Below are 13,725 nucleotides of genomic sequence, written 5' to 3'. Positions count from 1 at the left end.
CCTGTTGCAAACGGCCTTAATACCCGCCATCACAACAGTTATGCTCGCTAACAGTGGGTAATCGGGACTATCCTGTCCCCGACCAACAATAACAAACGGGAGTATGAAATGACCCTGATGAAATCCTTGATGGGCGCTGCCGCTGCCGTCGCTCTGACCGCAGGTGCGGCCTTGGCAGAACCGGCCCTGATCTTCGACTTGGGCGGAAAGTTCGACAAGTCGTTCAACGAAGCCGCGCATAACGGGGCATCGCGTTGGGCCGAGGAAACCGGCGGCACTTATCGCGAGATCGAACTGCAATCCGAAGCCCAGCGCGAACAGGCTCTGCGCCGCTTTGCCGAAGCTGGCCTGAGCCCGATCATCACCATGGGTTTTGCAATGGCCGATCCGCTCAGCACGGTTGTTGGTGACTACCCCGACACGAAATTTGTTGTGGTCGACGTGAACTGGCTGGACGCACCGAACTTGCGTCAGGTTGGCTTTGCCGAGCATGAAGGCTCGTATCTGGTTGGCATGATGGCAGCCATGGCGTCGGAATCCGGCACCATCGGTTTCATCGGCGGTATGGATGTTCCGCTGATCCGCCATTTCGGCTGCGGTTACGCGCAAGGCGCCAAGGCTGTGAACCCGGATATCAACGTGGTTGCAAACATGACCGGCACAACTCCGGCGGCATGGAATGACCCGGTTAAGGGCTCCGAGCTGACCAAAGCGCAGATCAGCCAAGGCGCTGACGTGGTCTATGCCGCCGCTGGCGGCACCGGCGTTGGTGTTCTGCAAACCGCTGCCGACGAAGGTATCCTGTCGATCGGCGTGGACAGCAACCAGAACCACCTGCACCCTGGCAAGGTCCTGACCTCGATGCTGAAACGCGTGGACGTTGCCGTTTATGACGCGATGAACGCAGGCGATGACATCGAGACCGGCGTATTCGCCATGGGTCTGGCCGAGGAAGGTGTTGGCGTCGCGATGGACGAACACAACGCCGCTCTGGTTTCGGATGAGATGAAAGCCGCCGTTGAAAAAGCCCGTCAGGACATCATCGACGGCAATGTCTCCGTTGTCAGCTATTACGAGAACGACAGCTGCCCGGCACTGCAGTTCTGATATCGCGCGGGACGGGGGTGATCCTCCGCCCTGCACCCATTTTGCCGCGCCGTCTGCGCGGCCCTTTCGGCAATTGAGGACAAGACATGACAGTCCCCGCTATTGAGCTCAAAGGGATTTCCAAAGCCTTTGGGCCGGTACAGGCCAACAAAGACATTTCCATCAGCGTCGCCCCCGGCACAATCCACGGGATCATCGGTGAGAACGGTGCGGGCAAATCTACGCTGATGAGCATTCTCTACGGCTTCTACAAGGCCGACAAAGGTGAGATCTGGATCAACGGCACCAAGACAGACATCCCTGACAGTCAGGCGGCCATCGCCTCAGGCATCGGGATGGTGTTCCAGCATTTCAAACTGGTCGAGAACTTCACCGTTCTGGAAAACATAGTGCTGGGCGCAGAGGATGGCGGCATGCTGGCCCCCTCGCTGGCGAAGGCGCGCAAGGAACTGAAGGCGCTGGAAGAAGAATACGAGCTGTTCGTCGACCCTGACAAACGCATCGACGAGATCGGCGTGGGGATGCAACAGCGGGTCGAAATCCTGAAAGCACTCTACCGCAAAGCCGAGATTCTGATTCTGGACGAACCGACCGGCGTTCTGACTCCCTCGGAGGCTGATCAGCTGTTCCGCATCCTCGACCGACTGCGGGCCGAAGGGAAAACGATCATCGTGATCACGCATAAACTGCGCGAGATCATGGAAAACACTGACACCGTCTCGGTCATGCGGCGCGGACAGATGACGGCGACGGTCAAAACCGCCGAAACCAGCCCCGAAGAACTGGCCGAGCTGATGGTGGGCCGCAAGGTCCTGCTGCAGGTGGACAAGGTGCCAGCGAAGCCCGGCAAACCCATTCTTGAGGTCGAAAACCTGCGCGTCTTCGATTCCGCAGGTGTCGAACGGGTCAAAGGTATTGATCTGACCGTACGGGCCGGGGAAATCGTTGGCATTGCCGGTGTCGCGGGCAACGGCCAATCGGAACTGCTTGAGGTTCTGGGCGGGATGCGCCCCGGTCAGGGCTCCATCAAACTGAACGGAGAGCCGCTGGCGCTCAGCGGGCATGGGTCTGACGGACAGGCCCGGCGTGCGCAGCACATCGCCCACGTCCCCGAGGACCGCCAGCGCGAAGGCCTGATAATGGACTTCCACGCGTGGGAGAACGTGGCTTTCGGCTATCATCGTGACCCGGCCTATAAGCGCGGTATCTTCATGGACAACGCCGCCCTGCGCACCGACACCGAAGCCAAGATCGAGAAATTCGACGTGCGCCCGCCCAACGGCTGGCTGACCGCCAAAAGCTTCTCGGGCGGTAACCAGCAGAAAATCGTCGTCGCGCGAGAGATTGAGCGGAACCCGGACCTGCTGCTGGTCGGCCAGCCGACCCGAGGCGTGGACATCGGCGCGATCGAATTCATTCACAAACAGATCGTCGCCCTGCGCGATCAGGGCAAAGCGATCCTGCTGGTCTCGGTCGAGCTGGAAGAGATATTCTCGCTGTCCGACCGGATTGCGGTGATGTTTGACGGACATATCATGGGCGAGCGTCTTCCCCATGAGACGGATGAAAAAGAACTAGGCCTGCTGATGGCCGGTGTTGCGGGAGAGGCCGCGTAACATGGATAAAATGCCCAAATGGGCCGACGTGGTGCTGATCCCCCTCATCAGCCTGTTGTTGGCCACGATCCTGTCGGCGCTGGTGATCCTCGCCATCGGTGAAAACCCGATTGAGGCCGTAAACCTAATGGTCACCGGCGCGCTGGGATCGACCTATGGCTGGGGATATACGCTCTACTACGCGACCAACTTTATGTTCACTGGGCTGGCGGTGGCCGTGGCCTTCCATGCAAGGCTGTTCAACATTGGCGGCGAAGGTCAGGCGATGCTGGGCGGGCTTGGTGTTGCCATGGTCTGCTTGTACATCCCATGGCCGCATTGGAGCATCGCCTTGCTGGGCGCCGGGCTTGCAGCGGCCCTGTTCGGTGCTGCATGGGCCGCAATCCCGGCCTATCTGCAAGCCAAACGCGGCAGCCATATCGTGATCACCACGATCATGTTCAACTTCATCGCAGCCGCCTTTCTGAACTATATGCTGGTCAACGTGATGCGCCCGCAAGGCTCCCAGGACCCGGCAACCACGCGCTTCCCCGAAGCGGTGCATCTGCCAACGTTCCAGTCAATGTTCTCGACCGCTGAAAACGTGGTGTTTCGCGGCGCGCCTGCGAATATCTCGTTCTTCGTAGCGGTTCTGGCCTGTGTCGTTGTCTGGGCACTAATCTGGCGGACGCGGCTGGGCTATGAAATCCGCGCATACGGCCATTCCGAAACTGGTGCGGTTTATGCCGGTATTTCGCCCGTGCGCATTACCATCGTTGCCATGCTGATCTCGGGCGCGCTGGCTGGTCTGATGGCCACCAATAACGTGATGGGTGAAGCTGAACGGCTGGTCCTTAATTCGACCGAGGGCGCGGGTTTCATCGGTATCGCCGTCGCACTGATGGGCCGATCACACCCGTTCGGCGTATTCCTCGCAGCTATCCTTTTCGGGTTTCTGTACCAAGGCGGCGCCGAATTGGCGCTGTGGACCTCGATCCCGCGCGAACTGATCGTGGTTATTCAGGCACTGGTGATCCTGTTCACCGGAGCACTGGACAATATGGTGCGTATGCCGCTTGAGAAGCTGTTTCTAAGTCTGCGGAAGGGGGCCGAGTGATGGAGTTTTTCGTAACACTCATTCAGGTTCTCGATTCGACGATCCGCCTGGCCACGCCGCTGCTGCTGGCCTGCCTGGCAGGGTTGTATTCCGAACGCGCGGGCATTTTCGACATCGGGCTGGAAGGCAAGATGCTGATGGCGGCCTTTTTCTCAGCGGCGGTTGCGGCAGTGACAGGATCTGTTTGGCTGGGCTTGTTGGCGGGGATCGGATCCTCGCTGATCTTGTCGGCGTTGCACGGCGTGGCTTCGATTACATTCCGGGGAAATCAGTTGATCTCGGGCGTTGCCATCAACTTTCTGGCCTCGGGACTAACCGTGCTGATCGCGCAAAGCTGGTTCAAGCAGGGTGGGCGAACCCCGTCTCTGTTTGGTGGAGGCCGGTTTGAACCGATTGAATTCCCCTTTGCAGAGGCGCTGAGTGGGGTCCCAATCATCGGGCCGATCTACTCCGAGCTACTGTCCGGGCATTCCATCCTAGTCTACGTGGCTTTCCTGATGGTTCCGCTGACATGGTGGGTCCTATTCCGTACCCGGTTCGGCTTGCGCCTGCGGGCAGTGGGTGAAAACCCGGCTGCCGTGGATACCGCTGGTGTGTCCGTCGTTGGCCTGCGTTTTGCCGCCGTCGCCATCTGCGGTGTGCTCTGCGGCATCGCCGGTGCCTATCTGGCCACTGCCCTACAAGCCGGGTTCGTCAAAGAGATGACTGCTGGGCGCGGGTTCATCGCTCTGGCCGCGTTGATCTTTGCGAAATGGCGGCCCTGGCATGCGATGTGGGCCTGCCTTCTGTTTGGCCTTTTGCAGGCAATCGCATTGCGGTTCCAGAACATCGATCTGGGCGGTGTCGTCATCCCGGTGCAGGTCATGGACGCCCTGCCCTATATCCTGACCGTGGTCATTCTGGCCGGGTTCGTTGGCAAAGCCATCCCGCCACGCGCCGGTGGCGAGCCTTATGTGAAAGAGCGCTGATAAGTCCAGTTTGGGGCTTAATGCAGTACCACTCGCAGAAGGGCGGCATGCAGAGTTGATTTTGCATGCCGCACCCGCTCTAAAGAGGTATGCAAGTGTTTCCCACGATAACCCAGATCGGGTCGAGCCCAAGCCGGGCACAGGAAACACAGAAAAGCGTTACCTCTGCCACTCTATTTTCTGTTCCACCAGATCGGCTTACTGGACAGGCCCCAGACGGGCTGTTATTCGCAGTACAGCCGCACCGCGCGTGCAGCATTCCAGTCTCACCCCAACTTCATGAGACAGGCCGGATCACCATGGGTGATGCGCCTGACCTCATCCGGTAATTCAACATGCAGATTTACCTTCCTATCGCCGAAGTCTCCGTCAACGCCTTTTTGCTGCTGGGGCTGGGCGGGATGGTCGGTATCCTGTCAGGTATGTTCGGCGTCGGCGGAGGGTTTCTTATGACGCCGCTGCTGTTTTTTATCGGCATCCCTCCGGCAGTCGCCGTTGCAACCGAAGCCAACCAAATCGTTGCTTCGTCCTTTTCCGGAGTTCTGGCGCACTTCCGACGAAAGACTGTCGACTTCCGAATGGGCACGGTCTTGTTGGTTGGGGGGTTGATGGGCGCCGCACTTGGGGTGGTGGTCTTTAACTATCTCAAAAGTTTGGGTCAGGTCGATCTGCTGGTTACGCTGTGCTACGTCGTCTTTCTTGGCGTCGTCGGCAGCCTGATGTTTGTCGAAAGCCTACGGGCGCTGCGCAAAGCGAAAAAAGGCGGCGGCGCACCTGCAAAACGGCGTCAACGTGGCTGGGTTCATGCCATGCCGTTCAAGATGCGTTTCCGCACCTCAGGGCTGTATATCTCAGTCATTCCGCCGGTTCTGGTCGGGCTGTGCGTCGGGGTCCTGTCGGCCATTATGGGCGTCGGTGGCGGGTTCATTATGGTGCCTGCGATGATCTACCTGCTGGGAATGCCTACCAAGGTCGTGGTTGGCACGTCTCTGTTCCAGATCATTTTTGTCACCGCCTTCACAACCATGCTGCACGCAACCACAAACTATACGGTAGATATCGTTCTGGCCGTTCTGCTGCTGGTCGGCGGTGTTGTGGGGGCGCAGATTGGCACGGTGATCGGCTCGCGGATGCCGGCCGAGCAATTGCGCGTGCTGTTGGCGGCCTTGGTTCTGGTTGTCTGCGGAAAACTGGCGCTCGATTTGCTGATTGAACCGTCCGAACTTTTCTCCCTCGGTTCCGAAGGGGGTCACTGATCATGCTGAAACGCCTGATTGCCCTATTGGTTTTGTGTTGCACACCAGCCTTTGCAGAGGATGAGCAGGTTGTTCTGGGCCTCAGCCAGGATCGCGTGGCCATCACTGCTACGTTCGACGGCTCGGAAATCCTGATCTTTGGAGCCGTCAAGCGGGAAACACCAATTCCATCCGGCCCGCCACTTGAGGTCATCGTGGCCGTGGCTGGACCTTCCAGCCCAGTGATAGTGCGACGCAAGGAACGGAAGGTTGGGATTTGGGTCAATACTGACAGCGTTCTGGTCGATTCAGCTCCGAGCTTTTACGCCGTTGCCACGAGTGGACCGCTGGATGACATTCTGACTGACACCGAAGACCTGAGATACCGGATTTCCATTGAACGGGCCATCCGATCAGTCGGGGCGGCGATGCACATAAGGGGGGCGCAGGATTTCGCAGATGCGGTGGTACGCATTCGCGAGGACGAAAATCTGTACTCTATCCGCGAAAATACCGTTGCCGTAGACGAACAAACACTTTTCCGCACTTCGATCGCGATGCCCGCCGACCTGACCGAAGGTGACTACGCTGCACGCATCTTCCTGACGCGCGACGGTGAGGTCATCTCGCAATACGAAACGATCATTGATGTTCGCAAAGTCGGGCTGGAGCGGTTCCTTTATAACATGTCGCGCCAGCAGCCAGTCTGGTACGGATTGATGTCGCTGGTCATTGCGATTGCGGCGGGATGGGGGGCCTCGACAGCGTTCCGGTTGCTGCGCGAAACCTGACGCTTATCCGCGCCCGATATAGGGCATAGTTGTCGCCATCACTGTCATGAATTGCACATTGGCTTCGGGCGGTAAGTTCGCCATGTGCAGAACCGACCGGGCCGCATCCTCGACGGCCATGGTCGGATCAGGCGTCTGCCCGGCGGCAATCGCGTTGTCCACAAGCCCCTGCACCATCTGCGTTCGTGCATTACCAATGTCGATCTGACCGCAGGCAATGCCAAAATCCCGCCCGTCCAGAGACAGGCTTCGGGTCAGGCCGGTGATGGCATGCTTCGTTGCCGAGTAATGCACCGAGTTCGGGCGAGGAACATGGGCGGCAATTGAGCCGTTGTTGATGATACGCCCACCTTGCGGAGACTGGTGGCGCATGATCCGAAAGGCCTCTCGGGCGCAATGGAACATGCCGTTCAGGTTCACGTTGACGCTTTGGTACCAGTCTTCCAGCGCAATCTCGTCAATCGTCCCGCCCGGTGCGAAAATCCCGGCATTGTTGAACAACACATCCAGGCGTCCGACCTGGTCACGAAAGTCATTGAATGCCGTTTTGACGGCCTCGGCGTCCGTCACATCGGCAACCAGAGGGATGGCAGTCGCGGCGTCCGAAGCTATCTCGTGTAGCACATCCGCGCTACGGGCCAGCAGCCCTACGGTCCAGCCCTCAGCCATAAACAATTCGGCTGTTGCACGCCCAATGCCCGAGCTTGCGCCGGTCACGATGATAGTTCTCATGTTTCTTCGGCCTCCAAAGTCAGCGATGCCGCCGGGACGGCGCGCAGGTCGTCCACGCGCAGCGGATAGGTGGGTTTGGCCAACCGGTTGCGCACCACCCAGATCAACCTTTCCTGCGCGCGTGTTATGGCGACATAGGCCAGCCGTTTCCACAGTGGTTGCCCAGCCTCAGTCCGCCCCATTCGGGCAGCAGCATAAATATCCGGAGCAAAGACCTGAACCGTATTCCATTGCGATCCCTGTGCTTTGTGAATCGTCACTGCCGCGCCGTGCAGAAAGGTTGCCCCCATCCGTGCGGCATAGGGAATAAAGGGCTCTTCCTCATCCGGCTTTTCGATTTTCACAATAGAGGCTGCGCTGACCTGCGGGTCTTCGGCCCCCATCACATGCAGGCGCGAGAACCCCGGCTTGCGCCCCGGTCCCAGATAAATAACCTGAGCCCCCTTGATCAGCCCGCGCGCCTCAAGGTCCAGACGTTTCTTGCGGTGCTTCAGGGGCAGTTCGATCCCATCGCAGATCAAGGGCTCACCTTCAAGCAATTCGGTATCCGGCGCGCCGTGCACATTTCGGAACGCCTGTATCAACCGAATACGAGTGGCGTTACGCCAAACCAGCACCGGGCTTCGGGCCATCAGATCAACTTCGACCCGCTGCCCCCAGATTACCCGGTCATCCGTTCGTGCAGTTTGTTCAACCAGCCTTTCAAAATCCTCGAAACCCATCTGAGGGTCCGCCAACGCGTGGGCCAGATCGAGAATTGGGTTATCCGCGTCCTGTCGATGGACCCGGTGCAGGATCTGTTTGCGTGGTTCAGGCAACGCGTCAAACACCATGCTGCCTGATTGATTGACCGGTGCAAGCTGCGCCGGATCGCCGAACAACAGAAGGGTCGGAAAGATCTCCTGCAAGTCTTCGAACTGCCGGTCATCCAGCATTGAGGCTTCGTCCACGAACCCGATGTCCAGCGGTTCATCCCGGCGTTTCCAACCTGTGATAAAATCCGACCCGCGCAGGCCAGCCGCGGCCAGCGCGCCGGGGATGGATTTGTTGTTCTGATAAAACGCCGCTGCACGATCCAGTGCCTCAACGGTCAGGCCCTCAATCTCAGGGCGTTCGTCATTGCCTGCCAGCCATTCCGCGATCCGCTCGTATTCCGGGTCATAGACCGGGGTGTAGAGGATCCGATGAATGGTCGTCGCTGGCACCCCGCGCAGGCGCAAAACGCTGGCCGCTTTGTTGGTGGGCGCAAGGATGGCGAGGCTGCGCTTTTCCCTCGCCTTGCGGCTTTCGAAATCGCCCGAGACAATCTGCACGCCTGTTTCAGCCAACGCCTTATACAGCTCGGCCAGCAGCAAGGTTTTACCCGAGCCCGCCTTGCCGATCACCGCCATCACCCCGGACTTTCCTGCCCCCGGCAATTTCAGCAGGGCATCGTCATCCAGGTCAACACCGGCCGATCGCAGCATCTCGGCGATGCTGTCGTAGGCGGTTGCTTGGTCGTCGGAAAAGGTCACGGGGGGCATAGACATGGCGCGACCCTACAGGGCCGCGCCAGCTATCACCAGAGACGGAATGGCGTTTTCGACCGGTCAGGCGGACAGAGCGAAACGGGGCTGCCGCCCTATGCTGAATGCTGTTTTGAACCACAGCCGTGACAGCTCTCGCGGGATGCCGGCTCGTTCGGCCACGCGGTTGCAGTCCTCTGCCGAATAGGGCCACAGCCCGACTGAAATCTGTTCACGTCCCTTTCCTTCTGATCCCAGAACCACCGGAGACGAACCGATCAGGCGATATATCCGAATCATGCGCGCATCAAAGACACCGGCTATATGGGTCAGGCCGAACCCTTCCATCATCTCTCCGCCGCTTAACATGATTGCCCCAGCCGTGTGCGGGCTGGCGGTGCGGGACAGGCAAAACCGGGTGACTTCCCAAATCAGAGGGCTACAGATCGGATCACCGCCCGTCAGATGCCCGAAGATGTCGTTCACCATAACCGGGCCAGTGGTCGGCAGCACCCGCATCGAACCACCGTGGCTGCCATCCGCTTCTTCCCAGATGACATAAAGCGGGTTCAGATCGTCATATTGATCCCGCTCTTCTCCTTTCTCATTGACGTGGACGTCCCAACCCAACCGGGTTTTGAACTGATCCGCACGATCCCGGAACATCCCGTCGACCAGATCCGGAAACTTGTGCAGCTCATCGGCATACAGATAGCGCAACATGACTTTTTTCCCCTTGTCGTCCTGTGCAGGAACGAAGGGGGTACAAAGTCATAGTTAATTTACCGTTGGAGGCGCGCGCGCGTCTTAAACCACTATTAATCCTCTGCTCAGCGCCGTGACGATGGCATGGGTGGTGTTCTGCGCCCCAAGCTTGGCCCGCGCGCCTTCGATGTAGACGCGCAACGTATGCTCAGAGATCGACAGCGAATGGGCCACTTGCGCCCGGCTGTAGCCCAACGCCAGCAATGTCATCGCGTCCACTTCACGGGGTGACAGACCTCTCGAGGCCTCGGGTTGCCGATCCCTTTCGAACTCCAAGGCTTTACGATTGATGTAGTGGGCAATCAGGATCAATTCACGAGAATGCCGTTCGATGAATGCTTTCCAAGTTTCATCATCACAGGTGTGGTTGACCGTAAATAAGGCGAATTGCCCGTTCGGGCCACGGATTGGGATCGAATACCCCTGATTTCCAACCCCATGGCTTTGCGCGTCTTGAAGGAAAGCCTTGGCTACCTTGCTGGACCAGTCCAGCGTTTTCCAATCGACCGGGTGGAACCGCTGGAAACAGCCCAGAATGACGGGATCAATACGGTGATAGTTCTTTTCAAGATACCGCTCAGCCCAGGCATCGGGATAGGTCGTATAGCCGTATTGATCCCCAGCGCCATCAACCCAGTGATATATGAGATGTTCGACTTTCAGCCTGTCGCGTAACCGGACGGCGACGTCGCTTAGCTCGTCAAGCGTGCTGGTGTTTTCCAAGTCCTCCAGGACCTGGCTCATATCGAGATTTGTTCCCATCCGCAGGCGTCCGCACCTCAGCCTTCATAGACGCGATCTCGGCTGCGGCAATCAGCTTGGTGTCATCCAACTGCTCGGCCAGCGCGATCAAACCGTTCTCAACAGCGAAGGCGTTGAGGTCCGACAACACGTCCAGTATCCACTTATTCTGCGCCATCAGGGTCTCTCCGAAATAGTTAACGAAGGGTTAACACAACCATAGCATGTGCAGTATTTTTTAGTCTATTCACTGCTTTCTACTCCCCAAAAACAGTGGGGATATTCCATACAAACCTCTGAAAAAGCAGAACCTTCCAAAAAAAGGACGCCCGCGATCCGTCATACGATTCGCGGGCGCCTGTGTTTCATTTTGGTGCGGCTTAACCGCGAGCGTCCAAAACCTCTTCCAGAGTGCGCATTCCGGTCTGCGGGGCCTGAACCAGAACCGACATGTTGCCCGGCTTATGCTCATTCCGCAGCATCTTCATATGGGCGTCCGGAAGTTCATTCCACGAGAAAACCTCGGACATGCACGGATCCAGGCGACGTTCGACCATGAGCTGGTTCGCTGCAGACGCTTGTTTCAGATGCGCAAAGTGCGAGCCCTGCAGACGCTTCTGGTGCATCCACATGTAGCGAACGTCGAAGGTCAGGTTGTAGCCGGTGGTACCGGCACAGATCACGACCATGCCGCCTTTTTTCACCACGAAGGTCGACACTGGGAAGGTGCTTTCGCCCGGATGTTCGAACACCATGTCGACATTGTTGCCCTTGCCGGTGATGTCCCAGATGGCCTTACCGAACTTGCGGGCCTCTTTGAACCACTCGGCATATTCCGGGGTGTTCACTGTGGGCAGCTGACCCCAGCAGTTAAAGTCCTTACGGTTCAGAACGCCTTTGGCGCCCAGGCTCATGACGAAGTCACGCTTGCTTTCGTCCGAGATCACACCGATCGCGTTTGCACCCGCAGTGTTGATCAGCTGGATCGCATAGGACCCCAGACCGCCCGACGCGCCCCAAACCAGAACGTTCTGGCCAGGCTTCAGGTCATGCGGCTCGTGGCCGAACAGCATGCGATAGGCGGTTGCCAGTGTCAGCGTGTAGCAGGCGCTTTCTTCCCAAGTCAGGTGCTTGGGGCGTGGCATCAGCTGCTGAGCCTGAACATTGGTGAACTGAGCGAACGAACCATCGGGTGTCTCATAGCCCCAGATGCGCTGGCTGGCCGAATACATCGGGTCGCCGCCGTTGCAGTGCTCGTCATCGCCATCATCCTGGTTGCAGTGGATCACAACCTCGTCGCCCACTTTCCAGCGCTTGACCTTGTCACCCACGGCCCAAACGATGCCCGACGCATCAGAACCTGCGATGTGGAACGGCTGACCGTGGCCGTCGAACGGGCTGATCGGCTTACCCAACGACGCCCAGACGCCGTTGTAGTTCACGCCTGCTGCCATCACCAGAACCAGCACTTCGTGGCTGTCCAGCTTGGGCACGTCCACCACTTCCAACTGCATGGCGGTATCCGGCTCGCCATGGCGCTCTTTGCGGATCGCCCACGCATACATTTGTTTCGGGACATATCCCATCGGAGGGATTTCACCCATCTCATACAGGTCTTTTTCCGGTGCCTCGTACGACGCGATGCCGCTGTCGGTGTCCAGAGCCATGATAGCCTCCTATGTTCAAAACTCTCGCCGCGATGCAGAATCGTCGGCTTTACCCGATGAGTATTGGCCGCTGAGCAACATTGCAACCCATTTTGAGTTATTTTTGTAATTTTATGACCCTGCGGCTGCAGAATTTTCTTTCGCAAGCGCAGCATCAAACTGTTTTCCACCCAAAGGCGCCGAGGCTGCATAGTAGTCCAGAAGATCAACCCGTTGACCTGACGACGATAATTTCCCGTCCTCACGTTTGAGAATGCGACGATCTACCAATTGCTGAATACCGCTCTCGATCGTCTGACGATCCATCGGCACTGAATATCCGTTGTGTTGCTGAAGGTGATCAATCAACGCCACCGCATCGGTTTGCGAGATTTCACCCTTTTCGCGCACGATCCAACAGGCTGCGGCACCGGGAACCAATGGAATCGCCTCCGCAATGCCTTCCATAAGATCACGCGCCAGATCCGTCATCAGGTTTTCCTCGTGATCCGCGCGAAACGCCTGCAGCGAGATCGGCTGTCCATACCGCACCGAAGCGACCCCGAACCGTTCATAACGCCCGACCAGCCGTCGGCCAACCTGCTTCAAAATCCACCAGGCTATCACTCCGATCTTGGCACGAAAGCGGCGCTCATTCCCCAGCGCGGCCTTGGTCAGAATCGTATCCTCAAGCACCCGGTCGTAATTCAGGGCGACGGGCACAAACACCACGTCCCGTCCGGCAGGGACGGTGGCATCGATAATGTATTTTAACAGACCCAGCTTGGGTCTTCCCAATGCACCGGTCAGGCTCAACCCGCCTTCGGGGAACATGGCCTGCGTCACACCGGCCTCTGTTGCGTGGCGTACATAACAGGCCAGCACCTGCCGATACAGCTCACTGCCCGATTTTCGGCGAATAAAGTAGGCCCCCATTGCCCGAATCAGGCGGCTAAGCGGCCAGACCCGCGCCCACTCTCCCACTGCGTAGGACAGGGCCGATTGCCGCGCGGCCAGATACGTGACCAGCACATAGTCCATATTGCTGCGGTGATTCATGACGAAGACGACCGTGGCGTCCGGGTCGATGTCCTTCAGTGCTTTTTCGTCCATATAGCTCAGCCGCACATTATAGAATGCGTTGCTCAGCATACGCGCCATGCGGATAGCTATGCTGAAATAGGCAACGGCTGAAAAGGACGGAACGATCTCGCGTGCAAAGCGGCGGGCCTGCTCAAAGGCGACGGCCTCGGGCACGCCAGTTTCTCGGGCATGGGCCTGAACGGCCTGCCCAACCTGGGGATCATAGATAAGGCGCTGAATCATGTCGTGTCGGCGCGCCAATTTGAACGGCTGGATTGGCCGCTGAAGCCGCGTGTTCAATCGCTTGACCGCACGCTCCAGACGACGGCGAAAAAACCAGCGCACCGATGGGAACAGAAAATGCGATGCCAGCGTGACCGCGGCAAACACCAGGATCAGCAAAAACAGCCAAAGCGGAAGTTCCACGGTCTGAGTCATGA

At 58.2% G+C, this 13,725-nt stretch carries 13 protein-coding genes; 6 read left to right on the top strand and 7 right to left on the bottom strand.

Annotation, left to right across the window (positions count from 1 at the left end; all coding sequences use genetic code 11):
- Nucleotides 1-108 precede the first annotated feature (108 nt).
- The 6 genes from GOW93_RS14955 (at nt 109) to GOW93_RS14930 (ending at nt 6,813) form a co-directional block, all read left to right on the top strand.
- Nucleotides 109-1,107, top strand: coding sequence for a BMP family lipoprotein (locus tag GOW93_RS14955; protein ID WP_170385887.1), 999 nt, complete (start codon nt 109-111; stop codon nt 1,105-1,107).
- Between the two features lie 86 nt (nt 1,108-1,193).
- Nucleotides 1,194-2,723, top strand: coding sequence for an ABC transporter ATP-binding protein (locus tag GOW93_RS14950; RefSeq protein ID WP_170385884.1), 1,530 nt, complete (start codon nt 1,194-1,196; stop codon nt 2,721-2,723).
- 1 nt (nt 2,724) lies between these two features.
- Complete coding sequence (locus GOW93_RS14945; RefSeq protein ID WP_170385881.1) at nt 2,725-3,819, top strand: ABC transporter permease; 1,095 nt, start codon at nt 2,725-2,727, stop codon at nt 3,817-3,819.
- Complete coding sequence (locus GOW93_RS14940; protein ID WP_170385876.1) at nt 3,819-4,787, top strand: ABC transporter permease; 969 nt, start codon at nt 3,819-3,821, stop codon at nt 4,785-4,787. Before GOW93_RS14945 ends, GOW93_RS14940 begins: the two co-directional genes overlap by 1 nt.
- Nucleotides 4,788-5,122: 335 nt before the next feature.
- On the top strand, nt 5,123-6,043 hold the full coding sequence (locus tag GOW93_RS14935; protein ID WP_170385873.1) for a sulfite exporter TauE/SafE family protein: 921 nt from the start codon (nt 5,123-5,125) through the stop codon (nt 6,041-6,043).
- 2 nt (nt 6,044-6,045) lie between these two features.
- Nucleotides 6,046-6,813, top strand: coding sequence for a TIGR02186 family protein (locus tag GOW93_RS14930; RefSeq protein ID WP_170385870.1), 768 nt, complete (start codon nt 6,046-6,048; stop codon nt 6,811-6,813).
- A gap of 3 nt (nt 6,814-6,816) precedes the next feature.
- On the opposite strand, the gene GOW93_RS14925 is transcribed toward GOW93_RS14930, so the two are convergent.
- The 7 genes from GOW93_RS14925 to GOW93_RS14895 form a co-directional block, all read right to left on the bottom strand.
- Entirely contained in the window at nt 6,817-7,545 is a 729-nt protein-coding gene (locus GOW93_RS14925) for an SDR family oxidoreductase (RefSeq protein WP_170385867.1), read from the bottom strand.
- Nucleotides 7,542-9,074 (bottom strand): ATP-dependent DNA helicase, encoded by a 1,533-nt coding sequence (locus GOW93_RS14920; RefSeq protein ID WP_170385864.1) that lies wholly within the window; start codon nt 9,072-9,074, stop codon nt 7,542-7,544. The genes GOW93_RS14925 and GOW93_RS14920 overlap by 4 nt, the downstream gene beginning before the upstream one ends.
- Before the next feature lie 60 nt (nt 9,075-9,134).
- Nucleotides 9,135-9,773 carry an acyl-homoserine-lactone synthase gene (locus GOW93_RS14915; protein WP_170385861.1) on the bottom strand — a complete coding sequence of 213 codons (639 nt, stop codon included), beginning with the start codon at nt 9,771-9,773 and terminating at the stop codon, nt 9,135-9,137.
- Between the two features lie 84 nt (nt 9,774-9,857).
- Nucleotides 9,858-10,577: a helix-turn-helix transcriptional regulator gene (locus GOW93_RS14910; RefSeq protein ID WP_170385858.1), complete on the bottom strand. Its 720-nt coding sequence runs from the start codon at nt 10,575-10,577 to the stop codon at nt 9,858-9,860.
- Nucleotides 10,516-10,734, bottom strand: coding sequence for a hypothetical protein (locus tag GOW93_RS14905; RefSeq protein WP_170385449.1), 219 nt, complete (start codon nt 10,732-10,734; stop codon nt 10,516-10,518). Before GOW93_RS14905 ends, GOW93_RS14910 begins: the two co-directional genes overlap by 62 nt.
- A 202-nt stretch (nt 10,735-10,936) precedes the next feature.
- On the bottom strand, nt 10,937-12,223 hold the full coding sequence (gene ccrA / locus GOW93_RS14900; protein WP_170385855.1) for a crotonyl-CoA carboxylase/reductase: 1,287 nt from the start codon (nt 12,221-12,223) through the stop codon (nt 10,937-10,939).
- Between the two features lie 111 nt (nt 12,224-12,334).
- Nucleotides 12,335-13,723 (bottom strand): 1-acyl-sn-glycerol-3-phosphate acyltransferase, encoded by a 1,389-nt coding sequence (locus GOW93_RS14895; protein ID WP_170385852.1) that lies wholly within the window; start codon nt 13,721-13,723, stop codon nt 12,335-12,337.
- Between the last annotated feature and the right edge of the window lie 2 nt (nt 13,724-13,725).

This window comes from Ruegeria atlantica, from assembly GCF_013032455.1.
Taxonomy (GTDB): domain Bacteria; phylum Pseudomonadota; class Alphaproteobacteria; order Rhodobacterales; family Rhodobacteraceae; genus Ruegeria; species Ruegeria atlantica_B.
The sequence above is the reverse complement of the archived record's forward strand: the minus strand, read 5'-3'. Positions and strand labels throughout refer to the sequence as shown.